19 protein-coding genes are annotated in these 21678 nt (G+C 69.3%); 7 read left to right on the top strand and 12 right to left on the bottom strand.

All coding sequences use genetic code 11. From position 1 onward, the window contains the following. Positions 1 to 17: 17 nt before the first annotated feature. Positions 18 to 896 (bottom strand): LysR family transcriptional regulator, encoded by an 879-nt coding sequence (locus AC07PA_RS16825; protein ID WP_494606792.1) that lies wholly within the window; start codon positions 894 to 896, stop codon positions 18 to 20. Between the two features lie 158 nt (positions 897 to 1054). Here AC07PA_RS16825 and AC07PA_RS16820 point away from each other — a divergent pair, with 158 nt between their 5' ends. After that, positions 1055 to 1240, top strand: coding sequence for a hypothetical protein (locus tag AC07PA_RS16820; RefSeq protein WP_494606794.1), 186 nt, complete (start codon positions 1055 to 1057; stop codon positions 1238 to 1240). Between the two features lie 8 nt (positions 1241 to 1248). Here the strand turns inward: AC07PA_RS16820 and AC07PA_RS16815 are convergent, their stop codons facing one another. Further along, on the bottom strand, positions 1249 to 2181 hold the full coding sequence (locus AC07PA_RS16815; protein ID WP_007850930.1) for a LysR family transcriptional regulator: 933 nt from the start codon (positions 2179 to 2181) through the stop codon (positions 1249 to 1251). A gap of 115 nt (positions 2182 to 2296) precedes the next feature. Here AC07PA_RS16815 and AC07PA_RS16810 point away from each other — a divergent pair, with 115 nt between their 5' ends. After that, positions 2297 to 3385, top strand: coding sequence for a tartrate dehydrogenase (locus tag AC07PA_RS16810; RefSeq protein WP_494606796.1), 1089 nt, complete (start codon positions 2297 to 2299; stop codon positions 3383 to 3385). A 66-nt stretch (positions 3386 to 3451) separates the two neighbouring features. Beyond that, the gene (locus AC07PA_RS16805) at positions 3452 to 4720 is read left to right on the top strand and encodes a glycerate kinase type-2 family protein (RefSeq protein WP_494606798.1); all 1269 of its coding nucleotides are present in this window, start codon (positions 3452 to 3454) and stop codon (positions 4718 to 4720) included. A 77-nt stretch (positions 4721 to 4797) separates the two neighbouring features. Here AC07PA_RS16805 and AC07PA_RS16800 read toward each other — a convergent pair whose 3' ends face one another. The 5 genes from AC07PA_RS16800 to apaG all read right to left on the bottom strand — a co-directional run bounded on the left by AC07PA_RS16800 (position 4798) and on the right by apaG (position 11080). After that, positions 4798 to 5781 carry a Bug family tripartite tricarboxylate transporter substrate binding protein gene (locus AC07PA_RS16800; protein WP_494606800.1) on the bottom strand — a complete coding sequence of 328 codons (984 nt, stop codon included), beginning with the start codon at positions 5779 to 5781 and terminating at the stop codon, positions 4798 to 4800. Positions 5782 to 5973: 192 nt separating this feature from the next. After that, entirely contained in the window at positions 5974 to 7098 is a 1125-nt protein-coding gene (locus AC07PA_RS16795; protein ID WP_007850937.1) for a YbdK family carboxylate-amine ligase, read from the bottom strand. Continuing rightward, the gene (locus tag AC07PA_RS16790) at positions 7095 to 8354 is read right to left on the bottom strand and encodes a cation:proton antiporter (RefSeq protein ID WP_494606802.1); all 1260 of its coding nucleotides are present in this window, start codon (positions 8352 to 8354) and stop codon (positions 7095 to 7097) included. Before AC07PA_RS16790 ends, AC07PA_RS16795 begins: the two co-directional genes overlap by 4 nt. Positions 8355 to 8687: 333 nt before the next feature. After that, positions 8688 to 10676 (bottom strand): transporter-like protein TlpB, encoded by a 1989-nt coding sequence (tlpB, locus tag AC07PA_RS16785; RefSeq protein ID WP_494606804.1) that lies wholly within the window; start codon positions 10674 to 10676, stop codon positions 8688 to 8690. After that, on the bottom strand, positions 10673 to 11080 hold the full coding sequence (apaG, locus tag AC07PA_RS16780; protein WP_007850946.1) for a Co2+/Mg2+ efflux facilitator ApaG/CorD: 408 nt from the start codon (positions 11078 to 11080) through the stop codon (positions 10673 to 10675). Before apaG ends, tlpB begins: the two co-directional genes overlap by 4 nt. 29 nt (positions 11081 to 11109) lie before the next feature. On the opposite strand from apaG, the gene rpe reads away from it, so the two are divergent. Continuing rightward, on the top strand, positions 11110 to 11790 hold the full coding sequence (gene rpe, locus AC07PA_RS16775; RefSeq protein ID WP_007850948.1) for a ribulose-phosphate 3-epimerase: 681 nt from the start codon (positions 11110 to 11112) through the stop codon (positions 11788 to 11790). Positions 11791 to 11808: 18 nt separating this feature from the next. On the opposite strand, the gene AC07PA_RS16770 is transcribed toward rpe, so the two are convergent. The 3 genes from AC07PA_RS16770 to AC07PA_RS16760 form a co-directional block, all read right to left on the bottom strand. After that, positions 11809 to 12198 carry a hypothetical protein gene (locus AC07PA_RS16770; protein ID WP_007850950.1) on the bottom strand — a complete coding sequence of 130 codons (390 nt, stop codon included), beginning with the start codon at positions 12196 to 12198 and terminating at the stop codon, positions 11809 to 11811. Positions 12199 to 12347: 149 nt separating this feature from the next. Next, positions 12348 to 14498, bottom strand: coding sequence for a sensor histidine kinase (locus AC07PA_RS16765; RefSeq protein WP_494606807.1), 2151 nt, complete (start codon positions 14496 to 14498; stop codon positions 12348 to 12350). Then, on the bottom strand, positions 14495 to 15220 hold the full coding sequence (locus tag AC07PA_RS16760) for a response regulator (RefSeq protein ID WP_145697068.1): 726 nt from the start codon (positions 15218 to 15220) through the stop codon (positions 14495 to 14497). Before AC07PA_RS16760 ends, AC07PA_RS16765 begins: the two co-directional genes overlap by 4 nt. A gap of 227 nt (positions 15221 to 15447) precedes the next feature. On the opposite strand from AC07PA_RS16760, the gene AC07PA_RS16755 reads away from it, so the two are divergent. The 3 genes from AC07PA_RS16755 to AC07PA_RS16745 all read left to right on the top strand — a co-directional run bounded on the left by AC07PA_RS16755 (position 15448) and on the right by AC07PA_RS16745 (position 19078). Then, entirely contained in the window at positions 15448 to 16767 is a 1320-nt protein-coding gene (locus AC07PA_RS16755) for an SPFH domain-containing protein (RefSeq protein ID WP_494606809.1), read from the top strand. Between the two features lie 53 nt (positions 16768 to 16820). After that, positions 16821 to 18287: a hypothetical protein gene (locus AC07PA_RS16750; protein WP_052024428.1), complete on the top strand. Its 1467-nt coding sequence runs from the start codon at positions 16821 to 16823 to the stop codon at positions 18285 to 18287. A 77-nt stretch (positions 18288 to 18364) separates the two neighbouring features. Further along, positions 18365 to 19078 carry a phosphoglycolate phosphatase gene (locus AC07PA_RS16745; protein ID WP_494606811.1) on the top strand — a complete coding sequence of 238 codons (714 nt, stop codon included), beginning with the start codon at positions 18365 to 18367 and terminating at the stop codon, positions 19076 to 19078. A 7-nt stretch (positions 19079 to 19085) separates the two neighbouring features. Here the strand turns inward: AC07PA_RS16745 and AC07PA_RS16740 are convergent, their stop codons facing one another. Together AC07PA_RS16740 and AC07PA_RS16735 are read right to left on the bottom strand one after the other, a co-directional pair. After that, positions 19086 to 20732 carry a methyl-accepting chemotaxis protein gene (locus AC07PA_RS16740; protein ID WP_494606813.1) on the bottom strand — a complete coding sequence of 549 codons (1647 nt, stop codon included), beginning with the start codon at positions 20730 to 20732 and terminating at the stop codon, positions 19086 to 19088. Positions 20733 to 20974: 242 nt separating this feature from the next. After that, positions 20975 to 21565: a chalcone isomerase family protein gene (locus AC07PA_RS16735; protein WP_494606815.1), complete on the bottom strand. Its 591-nt coding sequence runs from the start codon at positions 21563 to 21565 to the stop codon at positions 20975 to 20977. Positions 21566 to 21678: the final 113 nt, after the last annotated feature.

The following is a 21678-nucleotide window of genomic DNA, read 5'->3' as shown; positions in this document are numbered from 1 at the left end:
TGCCGGCCTGGCCTGCGTCAGGCCGGCGGGCCCGCGAACCACTGGGCCCAGTGGTCGATGCAGGCCTTGATCTTGGGCAGGCGGTGCCTGCGCGTGAGCGTGATGGCGTGGATCGGCGAGGGCTGCTCGTCGACCCACGCGCGCAGCACGGGCGCCAGCACGCCCTGCTGCACCAGCGGCTCGGCCACCAGCGTGGCCAGCCGTGCAATGCCCAGGCCTTGCAGCGCCAGGCGCGCCGTGATGCCGGTGCTGCCGGAGCGCCAGTGCCCGTCGGCCACCACCACATGCGGTTCACCGTCGACGATGAAGGGCCAGCGGTTGAGCTGGGCCACGGCGCTGTTGGTGATGAGCCGGTGGCGGTGCAGCTCGTCCGGGTGCTGCGGCGTGCCGTGGGCCTGCAGGTAGGCCGGCGTGGCATAGAGCCGGCGCACCAGGGTGCCCAGCGGGCGGGCCACCACCGTGTCGCTGGTCGGAGGGCCGGTGCGGATGGCGATGTCGATGCCATCGCGCGCCATGTCGGCCATGCGGTCGTCCACCACCAGTTCCACGCGCAGCAACGGGTGCGCCTGCTGCAGGCTGTCGAAACTGGGGATCAGCAGGTGTTCGGCCACCACCGAGCTGGCGGCCACGCGTACCGAGCCGCTGGCCTGGCCGCTCTGGCTGGCGAACTCGCCTTCGAGCTCGTCCATGGTGCTGGTCAGGCGCCGACAGTACTCGAGAAAGGTCAACCCCTCGGCCGTGGGCGTGAGGCCGTGGGTCGAGCGGTGGATCAGCCGCGCATTGCATGCCTTCTCGATGCGCGCCAGCGTGCGTGACACCTGGCTCACGGGCACGTCGCGCTCGCGTGCCACGGCCGAGAGCGAGCCCAGGTCCGCCACACGGACGAAGAGGTGCATGTCTTCAAAGCGGATATCGCGCATGGGCCAATGGTAGCGGCACCCATCGCAGGGCGAGGGCGGCTTTGCAGCCGGCGCAAAGCGCTGTTGCAGCCCGGGGCGTTTCCCCGAGGACTTGCCTTTCCTACAGTCGCGGCATCTTGGAAAGGGAGGCCCCCATGCCGCCGCACACTGAATGGAAACTGTCCGATTACCTGCGCTGCAAGCAGGCGGCGGTGCAGCAGGCGAACAGGCTGCGCAACGAAGCGCTGTGGAGCGCCCCCGGCATGCTGTGGCGCGGCTGGAGCCGGTTGCTGGGCGCAGGCCGGCACTGGTGGCACCGCCCGCATGGATGGCGCGCCTGAGCGCAGCGCTACCCGGCCTGGGTCGTGCCCGGCGGCTGGGAGAACGCGTGCCCCACGAAATCCACGAAGGCGCGCACCCGCGCCGCCAACTGGTGGCGCTGGGGGTAGATGGCGTAGATGTCCGCATCGGGCGTGAAGTACTGGGGCAGTACCGGCACCAGCCGGCCATTGCGCAGATGGCGCTCGATGTCCCACTGTGCGCGCATCAGGATACCGTGGCCGTCCAGGGCCCAGTTCACGGCGATCTCCCCATCGTTGGTGGTGAGGCTGCCACGCGTCTTGACCGCCTCGACCTGGACGCTGCGGCCCCGGCCGCTGGAGAGCCGCCACACGCCGTAGGCCTCCTCGCCCTGGCGGATGCCGATGCAGTTGTGCTTGGTGAGGTCGTTGGGCACCTTGGGAATACCATGCTGGGCCAGGTAGGCCGGGGACGCGCAGAGGAGCCGGCGGTTCGGCGCCAGGTGCCGCGCGATGACACGCGAGTCCGGCGGTGCGCCAAAACGGATGCAGACGTCGAACGCGTCTTCGGTCAGCGCCGGCGGGTTGACCGACAGCTGCAGCTGCACTTCCAGTTCGGGGTATTTGCGCACGAATTGCGAGATCAGTGGCGCCACATGGCTGCGTCCGAAGCCCAGCGTGGCGTTCACCCGCAGCAGGCCCTTGGGCACCGCCTTGGAAACCCCCAGCAGCTCCTCCATGCCATCGATCTCGCCCAGGATGCGCCGCGCGTTCTCCAGGTACAGCTCACCCTCGGGCGTGAGGCCCATGCGCCGCGTGGTGCGGTTCACCAGCGCCACCCCGAGCCGAGACTCCATCAGCGCCAGGTGCTTGCTCACGGCCGGCGTGGTGATGCCCATCTCACGCGCGGCAGCGCTCAGGCTGCCGGCGCTGGCCAGCGAGGAGAAGAAGCCCAGGTCCGCGGCTTGGATGCCCTTGCCCATCGTGCCTCCCATTGTTGAATCCAGGTTAACGATGGATTGAATATTAGCGTGAGCGCAAGGCCTGCGGTGTTCCTACAGTGGCGGCACCGATTCACATCCCGCACGGAGACGCCCCATGAAGACCTACCAGATCGCGACCATTCCCGGTGACGGCATCGGCAAGGAGGTCGTGCCCGCGGGCCGGCAGGTGCTGCAGGCCCTGGCCGCCGCCCAGTCCTCCTTCCGCTTCGAGTTCGAGGATTTCGGCTGGGGCGGCGACTACTACCGCGCCCACGGGGTGATGATGCCCGCGGACGGGCTCGATGCCCTGCGCGGCAAGGACGCCATCCTGTTCGGCTCGGCCGGCGACCCGCACATCCCCGACCACATCACGCTCTGGGGCCTGCGGCTGAAGATCTGCCAGGGCTTCGACCAATACGCCAACGTGCGGCCCACGCGCATCCTGCCGGGCATCGACGGTCCGCTCAAGCGCTGCGGGCCCGACGACCTCAACTGGGTCATCGTGCGCGAGAACTCCGAAGGCGAGTACGCCGGTGTCGGCGGGCGCGTGCACCAGGGCCACCCCATCGAGGCCGCCACCGACGTGTCGATGATGACGCGCGCCGGGGTCGAGCGCATCATGCGCTATGCCTTCCGCATGGCCCAGTCACGGCCGCGCAAGCTGCTCACCGTGGTCACCAAGAGCAATGCCCAGCGCCATGCCATGGTGATGTGGGACGAGATCGCGGTACAGATCGCGAAGGAATTCCCCGACGTGGCATGGGACAAGGAACTGGTCGACGCAGCCACGGCGCGCATGGTCAACCGCCCGGCCACGCTGGACACCATCGTCGCCACCAACCTGCACGCCGACATCCTGAGCGACCTGGCCGCCGCGCTGGCCGGCAGCCTGGGCATCGCGCCCACCGGCAACATCGATCCCGAGCGCCGCTACCCCTCGATGTTCGAGCCCATCCACGGCTCGGCCTTCGACATCATGGGCAAGGGCCTGGCCAACCCGGTGGGCACCTTCTGGTCGGTGGTGATGTTGCTCGAGCACCTGGGCGAGCACGCCGCCGCCGCACAGGTGATGACCGCCGTGGAGTCCGTGACCGCCAACCCGGCCCTGCACACACGGGACCTGGGCGGCAGCGCGACCACCGCCCAGGTGACCGATGCCGTCTGCGCACAACTGGGTGTGCAGGCACAGCGCAAGGCTGCTTGAGGTCCGCACCTCTCCCTCGGGGCCATGCGCGCCCCGCCTGCTTCGCCGCGGGCCGACAGGAATCCGATGATGCATGGGGACACCCCGCAAGCCCTGCTGCGCCGCATGTTCGACGCAGCCATCGCAGCCGCACAGCCGGCGCTGTGCGTTCCACCCCACCTGCCGCTGCCGCCCAGGGGGCGGCTCGTGGTCATTGGTGCGGGCAAGGCCTCGGCCGCCATGGCGCGTGCGGTCGAAGACCACTGGCCCGGGCCGCTGTCGGGCCTGGTGGTCACACGCTACGGCCATGCCGTGCCCTGCCAGCGCATCGAGATCGTCGAGGCTGCACACCCCGTGCCCGATGCGGCAGGTGAGCAGGCGGCACGCCGCATGCGGGCCCTGGTTGCCGGCCTCACGGCCGACGACCTGGTGCTGTGCCTCATCTCCGGCGGAGGCTCCTCGCTGCTGCCGCTGGCCTTGCCAGGCATCACGCTGGCCGACAAGCAGGCCATCAACCGCAGCCTGCTGGCCAGCGGCGCCAGCATCGCCGAGATGAACTGCGTGCGGCGCCACCTCTCGGCCCTCAAGGGTGGGCGGCTGGCGCTGGCCTGCGCGCCCGCGCGCGTGGTGAACCTGCTGCTCTCCGACGTGCCGGGCGACGATCCGGCCGACATCGCCTCCGGGCCCACCGTGCCGGACCCGAGCACCTGCGCCGACGCGCTCGCCATCCTGCGCCGCCATGGCATCGCGGTGCCGCCGGCCGCGCTCGACCTGCTGGCCAGCGGTGCGGGCGAAACGCCCAAGCCCGGCGATGCCGGCCTTCCCGCCATCGAGACCCGTCTCGTCTGCACGCCGCAGATGGCGCTCGAAGCCGCTGCCATGGTGGCACGCGAAGCGGGGTGGAACGCCCACATCCTGGGCGATGCGATCGAGGGCGAGTCGCGCGATGTGGCCCAGGTGCTCGCGGGCATCGCGCTGCAGGTGGCACGGCGCGGCCAGCCCTTTGCCAGGCCCTGCGTGCTGCTGTCGGGCGGCGAGACCACGGTGACCCTGCGGGGCCAGGGGCGTGGCGGACGCAACGTGGAATTCCTGCTGGCCCTGGCCATCGCGCTCGAAGGCGAGCCCGGCATCCATGCCCTGGCCGGTGATACCGATGGCGTGGATGGCCAGGAGGAAATCGCCGGCGCCACGCTCGCACCCGATACCCTTGCTCGGGCAATCGCCCTGGGCCTGCGCGCCCGCGACCGGCTCGACGACAACGACGGCCACGGCTTCTTCGAGGCCCTGGGCGATGCCATCGTCACCGGCCCCACGCTGACCAACGTGAACGACTTCCGCGCGATCCTGATCCCGTGAAAAAGGTGCAGGCTCTGCCAGAGCCTGCACCCTGTGGGACAGCGCAGGGCCCGGTCTCCCGGGCGCCACCGCGTGCTTCAGTCGATGGAAACCTTCGCCTCCTTCACCAGCCGGGCGTACTTGGCCGTGTCATTGCGGATCTGGGCCTCCATCTCGGTCGGCGTGTTGCCGATGGGCTCGGCGCCGATCTCCTCCATGCGCTTCCTGAAGTCCGGGGACTGGATGATCTTCACAAGCTCGGTGTTCAGGCGCGTGACCACCTCCTTGGGCGTGCCTGCGGGCGCCAGGATGCCGAACCAGGTGCCCTGGTCGAATTCCTTCATGCCCGATTCCGCGAGCGTGGGCACGTCGGGCAGGGTGCTCGAGCGCTTGGCCGTCGTCACCGCCACGGCGCGCAGCTTGCCCGCCTTGATGTGCTGCACCACCGGCGTGAGGGTGTCGAAGGACATGTCGATCTGCCCGCCCAGCAGGTCGGTGGTCAGCGGCGCGCTGCCCTTGTAGGGCACGTGCAGCAGGTCCACGCCGGCCAGGCCGGCGAACTTCGTGCCGATCAGGTGCTGCACCGTGCCGTTGCCGTTGGAGCCGTACGAGAACTTGCCCGGCGCGGCCTTGGCCAGCGCGACCACACCCTTCACATCGGTGGCTGTGGACTTGGCATTCACCACCAGCACATTGGGCACCAGCGCCACCGTGATGATGGGCGCGAAGCTCTTCTCGAAATCGTAGGGCAGCTTGCGGTACACGCTGGTGGCGATGGTGTGGTGCACCGCGCCCATGAGCAGGGTGTAGCCATCGGCCTTGGCCTTGGAGACGTAGTCCGCCCCCAGCGTGGCACCGGCGCCGGGGCGGCTTTCGACGATCACCGCCTGGCCCAGGCTCTGCCCGAGCCGGTCCGTCAGCGCGCGCGCCAGCACGTCGGAACTGCCTCCGGGCGGGAACGGCACCACCAGGCTGATGGGCTTGGTGGGCCAGGCCTGGGCGAAGGCGGCGGGGGCGGCAAGGCCCAGGGCGAGCGCGGCGAGCGCCGTCAGCCTTGCGCGAGGTGAATGGGGGGCGTTCATGGTCCTGTCTCCTGATGGTTTTCCCCGGTCGGGGAAGCCCGCAGTCGGGTGCTGCGGTGCGTGGCACCATCATGCGTGGGCAGGTCTGGAGTGCGCGGGCGCGAAGTTAATTCGCCCTTAACTGCAGGTGAACAATCAGGCCGGTCCCGGTGGCATTGCACTCAGGGCCATGGCCGCCCCGGGGCCGACCGCTCAGGCGTGCGCGCCGCGAAAACGCTGCGCGGCCTGGCGGCTGACCTCTGCCAGCAACTGCTCCTCGCGCTGGCGCTCGCGCAGCCAGCGCGCGTCGTTCTGGCCGGCCTCGGTCTCGGTGCGCAGCATGTGCATGGCATTGGCCGCGCCCTGCATGGCGGCGTGGCTGGCGATCTTGTCCATGGTCATCATGATGTGCTCGCGCAGCGGCATATGGTCGCCGGTGGACGGGTCCACGTAGACCGCATCCATGCCGAAGCGGCAGGCCTGGAAGCGGTTGTAGGTGTAGACCAGGTAGTCGTCCTCTTCGGGCATGAAGGGCTGGTCCGCGAGGAACCAGGCACCCAGCGACTGCACATAGCCCGCGAGGGCCGCGGCGCGCTCGATGGTCAGCGGCGTGTCGAACACGCGGATCTCGATGGTGCCGAACTCCGGCTTGGGGCGGATGTCCCAGTAGAAGTCCTTCATGCTCTTGACCACGCCGGTGCGCGTCATCTTGTCGAAGTAGGCCGTGAAGTCCTCCCAGGTCAGCGCGAACGGTGCCCGGCCCGACAGCGGGAAGGCGAACACCGAATTCAGGCGTGCCGAGTCGAAGGCCGTGTCCTGGCCCTGCACATAGGGGCTCGATGCCGACAGCGCGATGAAGTGCGGGATGTAGCGCGACATGCGGTGCAGCATGAGCAGCGCGGCATTGGCATCGGGGCAGCCGATGTGCACGTGCTGGCCGAAGATGGTGAACTGCTTGGACAGGTAGCCGTACAGCTCCGACAGCTCGCGAAAGCGCGGCTTGTCGTAGATGCGCCGCTCGTGCCACTGCTGGAAGGGGTGCGTGCCGCCGCCCACCACGGCGATGTTGAGCTTGTCGGCGCTCTTGACCAGCGCGTCGCGGATCGGCGTGAGCTGGCCCAGCACCTCGCTGGCCGAGTGGCAGATGTCGGTGGAGATCTCGATCATGCTGTTCGTCATCTCGGGCACCACACTGCCGGGCAGCGGTGTCTTGTGCATCAGGCGCAGCATGTCCTCGGCGTAGGGCGCGAGATCGTAGTCGTTGGTGTTGACGAGCTGCAGCTCCAGCTCGACGCCCAGCGTCAGCGGTTCGGAATGGTTGAAGGCTTCGAGGCTCACGCGTTGTCTCCGTTGCTGCTGGTGGTGGTGTTCGACAGGGGCGCCCAGGGTTTCGAACTCTCTCCTGCGCGGTAGATGGCCACGGTGGCGATCACCGCGCCCAGCACCTCCATCAGCAGGATGGCGGGCAGGGCGACGCGGGCGATCAGGTGGCCGGTGGAAGGCGAGGCCACGACGAACTGCGAGGCGATCAGCAGGGCGATGGAGGACATGGGCGTCATCGCGCCGCCGACCCACAGCGCCTGGCGCCAGCTGGCACCGCTGCCCACGTTGCCCAGGGCCACGCCCAGCACCTTGGCCACCAGGCGCACGGCGATCAGGGCCAGCACCACGCCGGCCACCGGGCCGCTCCAGTCGGCCTGCGCGGCCACGGTGGAGACCAGCACGAACATCAGCATGGTCAGCAGCGAGGACGCATTGCCCAGCTGGCGCGGCCAGGCCCAGGGGCGCGGGTTCACCTGCTTGAGCAGGATGCCGCCCAGCAGTGCGGCCAGCGGGGCCGATCCGCCCATGTGCGCGGCCACGGCCGTGCCGGCCGCAATCAGCGCCAGCAGCAGCATGGAGGTGTTTTCGCTGGCCGGGCTCATGATGCGCAGCGCCATGCGCATCACCAGCGCCAGCGCGGCCGCCACCACCACCGAGACGCCGAGCACCACCACCACGGGGTACATGGTGTCCAGAAGCGTCAGGCTCTGGCGATTGATCTGCTCGGCGCGGGCACTGCCCAGGGTCAGCGCGTACAGCGTGGACAGGGTGGCGAGCACGATGGCGCGCTCGGTCACCGGGCCGGCAGCGCGCGTGTCGGCCACCACGCGCGTCAGCACGGCGGGCGAGGCGGCCAGCGCCACCAGGGCCAGCGGGCCGGCCACCTGGGTGGGCTGGTTGAGCCATACCAGCACCCAGTACACGGCGAAGTAGGTCAGCGTGGATTCGGCGATGCTCTGCACCAGCACCATGGGGTTGTGGCGGAACCAGCGCAGCGGAATGCGCCCGCCGCACTCGAACAGCACCAGCGCGATCCCGAGCTCCAGCAGGAACAGGCCGATGCCCTGCAGCGGCCACAGCGCGCCGCTGAAGCCGGCCAGGCCCGCAGCCGTGCCCACCAGCGAATAGCCCACTACCTTGGGCAGGCCGGTATGGCGCTGGCACAGGTAGCCCGCCACGGCGGCCACGGCCAGCAGCAGGGACCATTGCACGGTGGGGAGCCCGGCCGAGGGGCGCAGCCACTGCGCCCAGAAGCTCAGGATTTCATTCATGTAGGTGACCTCTGCATGGCGCGGGCACGGCAGGCGCCCGCGGGTTGATTCTTCGGCAGCACGGCACCACCGGTGCGGTGGCCCGTGCCAGGCGGTACCGGCCAGATCACATCGGTGCGGCGCGGCATGGTGCAAAGCCATGGCCCAGCCGACAGACAGCGGCTGGCGCACCGTTACCTTAACGTACCCCGCAGAGACCTCAGGAACCGCTTCGGCTTTGCGCACCGGCCGAGGCCTGCCAGGGTGCGCCTAATTTAACTGTCTCCATCCGTGCTTCTTGTAGGACAGTTTCGAGCTTTGTAAGGAGCTGTGCGCAGTCTGTTGCGGGGTGTTTCAAGGCGCGGGGGCTGTGCGCCCACGCCCCGGCATGAAGAAGCTCAAGGGGGCCGAGCCCAGGCGCTGGCGGATGGCGGCGTAGATGCGCGAGCGGTCCACGCCGCTCACGTTCTGCGCGCGCATCGCCAGGCTGAAGGCCAGGTAGAAGCTCACCGTGACGTTGAGCGCACCGATCAGCGGAATGGCCGCCACGGCCCACCAGAAGGCCTGCATATGGACCACGGCCAGGCCCAGGGCCGCGCAGGCCGCGCCGATCTGCCCCGTGGACAGCGTCACGTGCCGCACGTCCAGGCCCAGGCCGAAGAAGCCCGCGATGGCCGGCACCAGGCCGAGCATGAAGCCGAGCGAGATGTTGGCCGCGAAGCCCGAGAGGTTTTCGCGCAGGAAGCGCGCCCAGCGGGCTGCGCGCGCATGGCCCAGCAGCCCGGTGATGCGCGGGTTGTAGTGCATGGCCGAGTCCAGCCGGTGCAGCACGAACCAGTTCTCCGTCCAGCCCGCGATGATGCTCGACAGGAACAGCAGCACCCCGGTAAAGGCCGCGAAGAACAGCGAAGGCCCGAGCAGGTGCAATGACTCGAACACATGCTCGGCCTGCCTGGCCGTGATGGCCGGCGCCCCGGTGGCCTGTGCGATCAGCAGGGCCAGCACGAGCACGGCCGGGAAGACCACGAGCACATTGCCCAGCACCGCCGCCACCTGCGAGCGCACCAGGTGGGTGATCTCGTCGACGAAGGATTCGATGGCATCGCTGGCCCCGAGCTCCTTGAGCTTGGCGGCCATGGCCGGGGCCGTCATCGCCGGCTGCTTGGTGGCCACCGTGAGGTGCAGCAGCTGGATCAGCACGAAGGTGGTGGCGTAGTTCACCCCCGCCCAGAAGCCGCCCCAAAAGGCCGACAGTGCCAGCGCATACAGGCCGAACTTGGCCAGCGTGGTGAAGGCCATCAGCGCCCCGCCCCCCGCTGCCTTCTTCACCATGGAGCGGTACTCGGCGCCCGTGCGGGTGATGTAGTGCTCGCCCGTCTCGGCACTGCGCTCGGCCACCTTGGCCGCGAGCAGCGAGGAGTTGGAGGCGAACAGCGCGCGCAGGCTGCGCCGCTCCTGCCCCACCAGCACCAGGCTGGCCATGAGCTTGGCGGCCGTCAGCGCCGGCTGGGGCGACAGCAGGCAGTCGAGCAGCAGGCGCACGCGCAGGATGCGCTCGCGCAGCTGGCGCAGGCGGAACACCAGGCCGACCGAGATGCCGTTGTCCTCGAAATGCGTGTACACAGTCGCGGCCGCCGCGCGGCAGGCCTCGAGCCGCTCGCGCAGGCGCTGCACGGCGGCATCGAGTCGCTCGGGCGTGCGCAGGCCGTGCAGCACTTCCACGCGCAGGCTCTCCACGTCGTGGATCAGGGCATGGAAGGGCTGGGACTCGCGCGCCGCCTCGCTCATGCGCAGGCGCAGCTCGGGCGCAAAGCCGGTCGAGAGGATCTGCCCTGCGCAGTAGGTGATGGCGTCGAGCAACGCCTTCTGCCAGCGCGAGGCGCCACCCGTGTCCGTGGGCGCCAGCAGGTGCACCAGGCGCGTGAGCTGGGCCTCTTCCAGCGCGGCCACCCACTGGGCGTCGAACCCGCCCGGCAGGGCCAGCATGAACAGTTCCGAGGCATCGATGGTCTCGGGGCTCGCCGGCAGCAGCTTGGTGCGCAGGCGCTCGGCCACCTCGCTGGCCAGCGCCGTGCGCGGCGCAAAGCCGAAATCGGCCAGCAGGGTGGTGATGTCCACCGTGTCCACCAGCACCGCCCACCAAGCCTGCAGTTTGGCCTGCACCTCGGGGCGGGCTTCCACCGCATCCAGGAACAGCTGCAGCCGGCCGATGGCGCCCGGCACCGAGTCGCGCTTGCCGCGCACCCAGTCGAGCAGGCCGATCAGCCACAGGTGGCGGTGCGCCAGGTCGGCGGCGGGGTCCAGCTGTGCCAGGATGCTGGCGAGGTCGACGCTGCGGCTCAATGCAGCACCCGGCCGGTCAGGGGCTGCCCCGAAGGCCCCTGGTTGATCGCCTCCAGCATGAACAGGTCCACCTTGGCGTCGAAAGGCTCGCCTTCCTCGCCCACGCAGTGGAAGGTGCCGTGCATGGTGCCGCTGGCCGTGCGCAGGCGGCAACCGCTCGTGTACTGGAACGACTCACCGGGCTTGAGCAGGGGCTGGTGCCCCACCACGCCCAGGCCCTTGACCTCCTCGGTGTGGCCGCGCGAATCGCTGATGATCCAGTGGCGGGAGATCAGCTGCGCGGGCGCATCCCCGGCATTGGTGATGGTGATCGTGTAGGCGAAGCTGAACACTCCCGTGTCCGGGGCAGACTGCTCCGGCAGGTACTCGGGCTGCACCTGCACGTCAAACTGGTACTTTGGCATGGGCGAATGGTAACTGCGACAATCGGGGCATGAGCCGACCTTTTCGCATAGCCCCCTCGATCCTCTCCGCCGATTTCGCCCGCCTGGGCGAAGAAGTGCGCAATGTCATTGCCGCCGGAGCGGACTGGATCCACTTCGACGTGATGGACAACCATTACGTGCCCAACCTCACTTTCGGCCCCATGGTGTGCCAGGCGCTCAAGCCGCACGCCAAAACGGCCGATGGAACCGCCATTCCGGTGGATGTGCACCTGATGATCCAACCCGTGGATGCCCTGGCAGCCGCGTTTGCCGATGCCGGCGCCGACTACATCAGCTTCCACCCCGATGCCTCGGGCCATGTGCACCGCAGCATCCAGGCCATCCGCTCCAAGGGCGTCAAGCCCGGCCTGGTGTTCAACCCGGCCTCGCCGCTCGACGTGCTGGACTGGGTGATCGACGACATCGACCTGATCCTGATCATGAGCGTCAACCCCGGTTTCGGAGGCCAGAGCTTCATCGACTCCGCCCTGCGCAAGATCGAGGACGTGCGCCGCCGCATCGACGCTTCCGGCAAGGACATCCGCCTGGAAGTGGATGGCGGCATCAAGACGGACAACATCCGCCGGGTGGCGGATGCAGGGGCCGATACCTTCGTGGCAGGCAGCGCCATCTTCGGCAAGCCGGACTACAAGGGCGTCATCGACGCCATGCGTCTGCAGCTGGGTTGAATTCGCCGCAGGCGATCTTTACTTGGCGGGAACGATGATCGTGGTCGTCGTTGATTCGCGCAGCACGCCGCCGCCAGAGACCGAGCCACTCACGGCACTGCTCTCGACGCGGCGCACACACTCCGAACGCTCCTGCGCGTTCTGGAAGGCATTGCAGCGGTCGGTGCCGTTGGCTGCGGCGATAGGGCCGGGGTCGCTCAGCTGGCCCTTGCGCGATGCATCGAGCGCGTTGGTGGCCTCGCGCATGCAGGTCGCCATGCTGTCCTGGGTGTTGTTGGTCATGCACTTCTGGCGGTCCTGCTCATAGCGGGCAGTGGCCTCCGAAGAAGCTGTCTGGGCCGAAGCGGCGCCAGAAGCCACCAGCAGGGCAGCAGTGAGGACTGGGGCGAAAAAAGCGAAACGTTTCATGGCGAGGGCTCCTTGCGCAGGGCGCAAATGACAGGGGTGCAACCAAGTTGCAAAAGGATGGATGCAGCGTAGCCCCGCATCCCCTGGCACCCTGTCGGACAGCGCCCACCCCGGCCGTGCGCCGTGGCGCCTTCTTCCTGCGGCCTTGCCTAGCCCAGCCGCTGGAACGTCAGAATGAACGCCACCCCATCGGCCGTGTTGCGCGCATTGATCGTGCCGCCCATCTTGGCCATGTAGGTCTTGGCCACGAACAGCCCCTGGCCCCGGTGCTCGCCTTCGCCCACGGGCGTGGGCAGGTCGGGGTCGGACACACCAAGCTCGAAGATGCGGCCCAGCAGGTCGTCGGCAATCGTGGCCCCCACGTTGTGCAGCGTGGCGCTGGCGGTGGATTCCGACGCCGTGAGCGTGAGCGTGATGGCCGTGCCCGCGGGGCGGTAGCGGTCGGCATTGCGCAGGATGTGCGTCACCACGTCCTCCAGCGCAAACTCGTCGGCACGCACGATGACTGCGCCGGCGCCTCCGGGGTACACCACGTCCACGATGCCCGCGAAGTGCGCGTTGTCCGCCACATGGCGCAAGAAGGCGTCGAGGTCCAGCCGGCCCTGCGGCACGTCGGCCGCCTGCAGCGCCTCGGCCGGCGAGGCCGTGCCATAGAGCACGTGCACCGCCTGCTGCATGCGCTGCACGTAGCGGTGCCCCGGGTCGCCCGGCCCGCCGTGCAGCACCATCAGCGACTGCAGCGGCGACATGATCTCGTGGCCCACGGCGTGCCACATGTCGCGCTCCTGCTGGGCGCGCAGCTGTTCGCGCTGGATGTCGTCCTTCACGCGCTGCAGCAGGTCGGCCAGGCCGCCCGCAAGAATCCCGAGCTCGTCCGAGCCGCGCAGGTCCGAGACGTCGAGGTCCCCGAGGCGCGGGCCGATGTGCCCGTCCTGCACGTTGTAGGAGACGGCGGCCGCGCGGCGGGTGAGGGCGGTCACGCGGCGCAGCAGCCCCACTTCCACGATCAGCCAGGCCAGCGCGATCGCCGTCAGCATGGCCCCGAGGTACCAGGACATGCGCGTGGCCACCGCCGCCAGGCCCTGCTCCAGCCCGCGCAGGTTGCCGGTGAAGCTGACCACATAGTTGCCCGTGGGCGTATCGAGGATATCCAGGCCCGCCGGCGTGGCGCGCGCATCGGGCGCATCGAGCGGCAGCCAGCTCACCAGGCGGATCAGCCAGGGCGCCGAGGGCTCGGCCTGCACCTCGCTGCCCTTGAGGGTGAGCGCGCGCTCCTCGCCTTCGCCCATCTTGCGCACCTGCACCTTCTCGCCGGGAAGCAGGCTGCGCGTGACTTCCGCCAGCGAGGCGCCGGGTTGCGCACCGGGGGCATTGCTGTCGAACAGGGCCGGGCCCTCACCGGGCGCGAGCATCTCCACGCGCACGCGCATGCTGCCCAGGTCCTCGGGCGGCCACACCAGGCGCTGGTCCTTGCGGAACAGCGCTTCGCGGAACAGCTCCACCGGCAGGCGGATGGAATAGAAGCTGCGGCGCTGGCAGTCGGGCGCTGCACCGGCCAGGTCGCGGCACTGGCCGTTCTGCCACAGCCAGCCGCGGAAATCGCGCACCGGGCGCGCGCGCACATCGAGGGTGTCGCTGCCTGCGTCCACAAAGCCCGTGAGCCGGCCACGCGCTCCGGGGCTGGTGCCGGCTGCCGTGCCGCTGGCCGGTGCCATGGCCTCGAACGGTGCCACCCAGCGGCTGGTGGTGCCGCGCATGTCCAGCGTCACGCGGGCGCGGTGCACGCCGGCCAGGTCCAGCGCGCCGCGCTCGCGCGCGGCCAGCTCCCCCGCATAGAAACTGCCCACGATGTAGATGAAGCCGCCCGCGTACGGGTTGTTGCCGATGGCCGCGCAGACCGAAGACCCATCGGGGTACAGCACCGAGCAGCCGGCCATCTCCACCGCCTGCTGGGCCTTGTTCTGGTCGTCGAAATCGATGGCCGAGTAGGGCAGCAGCAGCGGGGCCAGCGGCGTGGCCCCCTGGTCCAGGCTGGCCGAGTTGAGCAGCGCCAGCTGTCCCGAGGGGTGGCGCAGCCGCGCCATCACCTCGGCCTGGCTGCGCTGAAAGCCGTGCTGGTAGCTCTGCCAGGCGCGCTCCTTCTCTTCGCGCAGCAGCACCACACTGAGCGCCACGGTGGCCACCGCGAGCAGGATGAACACGCTGCGCACGAGGATGCGCAGGCGAAAGGCCGGCAGGCCCAGGCGCGGCATCTCGAGCCGGGGCATCTCCAGGCCGGGGCGCAGCAGGCGCTTGATCATGTCTTCAGGCGGCCCTGCGCCAGCGGCGAGCCGACCCAGCGAAAGCCGCGCATGGGCACATTCTCGATGCCCTCGAAGCCCGGGTCCACCTCGCGCAGGGCCTCGCGGATGGTGCTCACGTGCTTGCGCACGTTGTCGCGGTTGCGCCCGCTCTTGACCACCTCGAACAGCTCGTCGTACGACACCACCTCGCCGCTGCGCTGGTGCAGCGTGGCCAGGATGCGCTGCGCCGTGAGCGGCAGGTTGATGCGTTCGCCGCGCCAGGTGGGGCTGCGTTGCCACAGCGGGTCCAGCACCAGCGCATCGCCGGGAGCGACCGCCGCGACGGCGGCGGGTTGCGCCGCCTGCGTGGTGCGCAGGATGTCGAGGAAGGTCTCGATGAAATCGGCCTCCTCGAAGGTCGTCTTCTGCAGGTAGTCCCAGGCGTCCAGCGCCTTCATGATGCTGCGGTAGATGGCCGCCGGCATGGCCGAGACCACCAGCACCGGCGTGCCCTGGCGCAGCTTGTTGATGGCGTTGATCAGCGCCACGCCGGCATGGCGCTCGCGGCCGAGCTCGATGTCCAGCACCACTGCGTCGTAGTGCTCGCGCGCCAGGGCCGCCTCGGCCTCGTCGCGGGTGAACCACTGGTCGATCACGATGCCGCTGCGCGCACTGCGGATCCAGCCGGCCAGCTGGTTGCTGGTGGGCAGGTCGTCTTCGATCACGGCAATGCGGGTCATGGACGGGCTCTGGAAGTGGTCCTGCGCGGATTATCCCGGCCCCCTGCCGGCAGCGGTGTGAGTTTTTCTTCCGCGGCCGGAACGTTTGCACGGCCGGTGTGAGCGCTTTGGTGGGGGCGCCGCATTGTTGCTTCCGGGGGGAATGCGAAGAATTGGACACCAATGCAGCACGGATCAACGGGGCTGCAGACAGCCACCCACCGAACCGAACTGAAGAGGGAAACACCATGAAAGCCACCTGGAACCGTATCGTCCGCGCCCTGCGCCGCACCCCTGCCTCCGCCCCTGCCGTGGAGCCCACCCTGGACGGCGTGCAGGACGAGACCGCCGCGATCGCTCCCCTGGCTGCCTCCCGCCCCCTGGCCCTGCCATCGCCCCGGGTCATCGGCTGGCTCGTCGCCGGTACGGCGGTGGTGGCTGCCGGTGCCATGGTCTACAGGAATCCCCCGGTGCAGCACCTGGACCAGGGCGAACTCGGTGTGCGCGTGAACCAGGTCACCGGCTCGGTCAACCCGTGGCGCGACGGCAGCGTCTGGGTGCTGCCCGGCCTGCACAGCGTGCGCGTGTTCTCCCTGCGCGACCAGACCTACCGCCCCGAGCAGATGCGCCAGGCCAATGGCGGCGCACCGCTGCAGTCGGTCGAAGGCCTGTCCTTCGGCCTGGACCTGGGCGTGCGCTATGCGCTCGACCCCGCCAGCGTGGCCTCGCGTTCGGGCAGCCTGCCCGACAACATCGGTGCCGAGATCGTCGAGCCCGCCGTGCAGGGCCTGATCTACAAGGTGTTTGCCCGCTACACGGTGCGCGAGATCTTCTCGACCAAGCGCGCCGAGATCCAGCAGATCATCGAAACCGAGCTGCGCACCCGCCTGGCCGCCGACGGCGTGCTGCTGCGCCACGTGCAGATCGGCAAGGTAGACCTGCCCGCCGAATACCGCCGCGGCATGGACAGCCTGCTGGCCGAGGAACTGGCCTCCGAGAAGATGCGCTACACGCTGGAACTCAAGGACAAGCGCGTGAAGGAAACCGAGCTCGACGCCAGTGCCGACAAGGTGCGCCGCGAGGTGGCCGCCGAGGCCGCCGCGCGCGAGCAGGTGATCGCCGCCCGCGCCCAGGAAGAAGCCATGAAGCATGTGCTGCCCTTCAAGCAGCGCCAGATCGAGCAGCGCCAGCTCGAAGCCGAAGCCGAGAAGGTCTCGCGCATCAAGGCCGCCGAGGGCAGCGCCCAGGCGCGCCGCATCGAAGCCAACGGCGAAGCCGATGCGCGCCAGAAGCTGGCCGAGGCCGAGGCCTACCGCATGGACCGCATCGGCAAGGTCAACGCCGAGCAGATGGCGCGCGAGGGTGCCCTGGTCACGCGCCACCCGCTGCTGATCCAGAAGACGCTGGCCGACAAGCTCTCGGACAAGATCCAGGTCATCATCGCGCCCCCGCCGACCAATGGCGACTTCATTGGTGCCGCGCTGCTGGGCGGCAACCGCAATGCCCAGGCCGTGGCCGCACAGGCCAATGCCGACGACGCAGCCGCCGCCCAAGCCACGGAGCAATGAGCATGAACCGCACCACCCTCACCCTTGTCGCGGCCATTGCCTGTGCCGCCACCATGGTGGCCACCGCCGCCGTGCCCCCTGCGCCCCCAAGTGCCCTGGGCAGCGCCATCGTCGTGCAGGACCAGGCCGTGCTGCGCGCTGCACCGCGCGAATCGGCCCAGCAGCAGTCCGCGCTGTGGCAGGGCGAAGTGCTCGAAGTGCGCGGCGAGCGCCTCGATTACCTGCAGGTCTGGGACCACAAGCGCGAGCGCGGCGGCTTCATCCGCGCCAGTGAAGTGCGCCGTGTGGCGCTCGATGAAGCCGAAGGCCCGGCGCTGCTATCGGTGCTGCGCTTCGTGCGCGACACCCCGGGTGCCGAAGCCCTGGGCATCGGCATCACCGCCGCCTACCTGCAGGCGGCCCCCGCCAGCGTGCTGGCCGGCGTGCAGGGCGCCCAGGCCTTCGACGCACTCGGCACGCTGGCCGACCGGCTGGCGCGCCGCGCCTCGGTCGCTGCGCCCGGCAAGGCCTCGGGCGCCACGCTGTCGGCGCACCTGGATGTCGCCAACGGCTACGGCGTGCGCTTCACGACCTACGAGGTCGAAGGCCGCATGCAGGTCTGCTACGACGGCGAGGCTTTCCGCCGCGTGCTGGCCATGCCCGTGGCCGATGCCGAGCAGCGCGCCCGCGCCGCCCTGGCCCTCACCCGCCCCGAGTGCGTGAACCCCGACCTGCCGCCGCACGAGCGGGCCCGTGTGCAGGCGTGGCAGTCCGAGGTGCTCGAACGCGTGGACGTGGCCGGCCTGCCCTCCTATGTGCGCAACCGCATCCAGATGCGCCGCGCCAGTGTGTGGAGTGCCCTGGCTTTCCAGCAGGCGCGCAAGGATGCCGCCGGTCCCGCAACGGCCGCCGCCGCATCGCGCGCCCTGGCCGAATTCGCCGGTGTCGCGAAGAACGACCTGCCCGACGAAGACCAGCCTGCGTACAACGATGCCGCCATGCGCGTGAGCGCCGTGCGCTGGGCCCTGGTCCCCACCAGCCTGCCCTCGGCCCAGGGCAACCGCCCGGGCATCGTGACCGAGCCCGGTGCGGCCGGCGAGACCTGCGTGCTGCTGGTGGATGCCCAGAAGGGTGTGAAGGCCCCGCTGGTGCGCCGCTGCACCTACGGCGTGGTCTGGGCCGCTTCGGCCAGCGTGAACCGCGAGGGCACGGCGGTGGCACTGGCCGTGCAGCCCCTGGAAGGCTGGCGCGAGCTGTGGGTGATGCGCAAGACGGCCGAGGGCTGGCTGGTCGACGTGCTGCCCCCGGCCGCCACCGCGCCCGAGACCGGCGTGGCCGAGTGGGCCGGCTGGGTGCCCGGCGGCCAGCAGATGCTGGTGGCGCGTGAAGCGCGCGGCCAGGGCCGCTACCGCCGCAGCTTCGAAATCGTGCGCCTGGAAGGCCTGGCCACCGAGCGTGTGACGGGTGATGTGGCCGCACTGCCCTTGTTCCAGCGCTGGCAGGATCCGGCGTGGAAGCGCCAGACCTTGAGCTTGCGGTAAATGAGCCGCTTAAAATCCAGGCAGGCCGGGCACCACGCCCGGCTTTTTTTCATTTGCCTTTCCGAGGAGCTCTTCGCATGCCTGCACCGTCCCCCTTGTCCGCCCTGTTGTCCCGCGTGGACGCCGCCATCGTGGACCTGGATGGCACCATGGTGGACACGCTCGGGGACTTTGCCGAGGCGCTCAACCGCATGCTGCGCGAGCTGGCGCTGCCGGCCATTGGTGCCCAGCACATCGAGCACATGGTGGGCAAGGGCTCGGAGCATCTGCTGCGCTCGGTGCTGGCCCACGTGCGGGCATCGAAGGGCCAGGCTGTCGATGCGGCGCAGGTCGAGTCGCTGTACCCCGCGGCCTGGGCCAGCTACCAGAAGCACTACCTGGCCATCAACGGCCAGTACGCGCAGGTCTACCCCGGTGTGGTGGCGGGCCTGCAGGCGCTGCAGGCCGCGGGCTTGCGCCTGGCCTGCCTGACCAACAAGCCCACCGACTTTGCCGTGCCCCTGCTCCAGGCCAAGGGGCTCGATGGCTATTTTTCACAGGTCTTCGGTGGCGACAGCTTTGCGCGCAAGAAGCCCGATCCGCTGCCCCTGCTCAAGACCTGCGAGGCCCTGGGTACGGCACCCGCGCGCACGCTGATGCTGGGCGATTCGAGCAATGACGCGCAGGCCGCGCGCGCCGCCGGTTGCCCGGTGGTGCTGGTGACCTATGGCTACAACCACGGCCAGCCCGTGCGGGCCGTGGATGCCGATGGCTTTGTGGACGCGCTAGCGGAGTTCGCTGCCGCCGCCTGAGCCTGGCTCAGGCCGCGATGCGGCGCTGACCGTTCGCCGGCAGCAGGCGCGAGGCATTGCTGGCAGCGCGGGGCGCAGCAAGCGGCACAGCCTGCGCCCCACTGGCGTGGCCGGCGCCGAGGCGGAACACCGCCACCGCATCCACCAGCTGCCCGGCCTGGGTCTTCAGGCTGTCGGCCGCCGCAGCGCTCTGCTCCACCAGCGCGGCGTTCTGCTGCGTGGCCCGGTCCATCTGCATGATGGCTTCGCCCACCTGGCCCACGCCCGAGCTCTGTTCGCTGCTGGCGGCGCTGATCTCGCCCATGATGTCGGTCACGCGGCGGATCGATGCCACGACCTCGTTCATGGTGGCACCGGCCCTGTCCACCAGGGCGCTGCCGCGCTCCACGCGTTCCACGCTGGTGCCGATCAGGCCCTTGATCTCCTTGGCGGCCTCGGCGCTGCGCTGGGCCAGATTGCGCACCTCGCTGGCCACCACGGCAAAGCCCCGGCCCTGCTCGCCGGCGCGGGCGGCTTCCACGGCCGCATTGAGTGCCAGGATATTGGTCTGGAAGGCGATGCCGTCGATCACGCTGATGATGTCGGCGATCTTCCTGCTGCTGTCGTTGATGCCCTTCATGGTGTCCACCACCTCGGCCACGACCTGGCCGCCCTGGATGGCGACGGTCGATGCGCTCATCGCCAGCTGGTTCGCCTGGCGCGCGTTGTCGGCGTTCTGGCGCACGGTGGAGCCCAGTTCCTCCATCGAGGCGGCGGTCTCTTCGAGCGCGCTGGCCTGCTGCTCGGTGCGCGCCGACAGGTCGTTGTTGCCCGAGGCGATTTCGGCGCTGGCCGTGGCCACGCCCTCGGCGCTGTGGCGCACGTTGCCGACGATGGTGGCCAGGCGCGATTGCATGGCGGCCAGGGCCTGCAGCAGCTGGCCGGTCTCGTCGTTGTGCGTGGTGGCGATGGGGTGGGTCAGGTCGCCATCGGCAATGCTTTCGGCGGCCTGCCGGCCCAGTTGCACCGGCCGCACGATGGAGCGCGTGACGGTGAAGGCCAGCAGCGCACCCAGCGCCACGGCGATCAAGGTGCCCACGCCCAGCAGCACCTGGCTGGCCCGGGCCAGTGCCGCCGTGTCGCTTTGGCTCGCGGCCAGCTGCGTGGCCATGGCCGTGCGCAGGTCATCGAGGGATTTGAGGTACTGGTCCGCCAGGGGGCGCAGGTCCTTGTCCACCAGCGTGGGCACATTCGGCTCGCCACCGCGGTGCAGCTCGCGGATCTCGGCGAGCTTGTCGCCATAGGCCTTGCTGGCCGTGGCGATGGTGGCCAGTTGGGCGCGGTTCTTCTCGCCCTGCACCAGGCCTTCGATGCGCTTGACCTTGGCCTCGATGCCCTGGGCCGTGGCCTGCGTGTCGGCGGTGAGCTTTTCCATGTAGTCGCGGTCGATGGCCTTGAGGAAGGCCTCGGTGCGCACCCAGTTCAGCCGGATGTCGGCAGCCCAGTTCTCCACCAGGGTCTGCTGCTCGATCTCCTGCGTGGCCACGCGTTCACTCGCGCTGTTCAGGCTGGCGATGCGCCACATGCCGGTGGCTGCGATGAGCGCCGTGATGAGCAGGATGGCGCCAAAGGACAGGCCCAGGCGCAGGCCGACGGAAAGGTTGCTTGGTTTCATGGTGTGCTCAGGCGCGCGAACGGTGGTGCAAGGTCAAAGGGCGAGGGGTTGCGGGCAGATCGCTGCTGGGCGCGGGTGGCGCAAAGAAGGCCCGGCCGCAGCGTGCTGCGGATGGCAGCACGTGCACGCGGCCGGGGCTTGGAACAGGTCTTGGAAGGTTACGCCTGCGGTTTGCAGGCGCGGTGTCTGCCGGGTGACACAAGCGGGTAGGTGCTTTCCCGGGAGGTGTTGGGCGATGGGCCTCAGCCGGGCTGCTTGCCCAGGAGCGCGTCCTTGAGCTTCCAGTCGGCCGGCGCATTGCCCAGCCAGATGCCCAGCAGGGCGTTGAAGAATTCGGGCTCCTTGAACGGTTCGCCCTGGGGCTTGCCCTTGACGGTGATCACGGTGCCGGTGCCGGGAATCCAGTCGACCTGGAACTGGTCGCCCGCCATGAGCTTCTTGTGGTCCGAGAAGATCTGGCTCATGCGCATCACGCCGGGGATCAGCTTGGAGAAGGCCGCGCGGTCCATGTTGTCCTCCATGCCCCGCGAGAACAGCTTGCCCAGTTCGGTCGAGTCGATCTCGCGCAGCATGGTGATGCTCATGCGCTTGGGGCCCTTCTGGCTCGCTACTTCCTGCGGCGTGCCGGCCTTCTTCTCCAGGTACAGCCCGGCGGTATAGACCTTGAACACCGCCTTGTAGCGCACGCCCGCACCATTGAGCTGCAAGGTGCTGTCGGCCACCTGGGTGGTCTCGTCGTACTTCACGTTGGACACCGTGATGGGCTGGGCCATGGCGGCCCCGGCCAGAAGGCATGCGGCGGCGAGTGCAGCGCATCGCACCAGGTTTCTCATGCTTGTCTCCTCAAAATAGAACGCTCGTTCGTTTCTAATTGTTGCAAGACCGCGGTGCGGGCGCAACAGGGTTTTCGAGTGGTCCTTCATGGTGATTGCATGGCAAAAAACCG

This window comes from Acidovorax sp. GW821-FHT09B03, from assembly GCF_059418305.1.
Note: the sequence above shows the minus strand (reverse complement) of the source record. Positions and strands in the feature narration are given on the sequence as shown.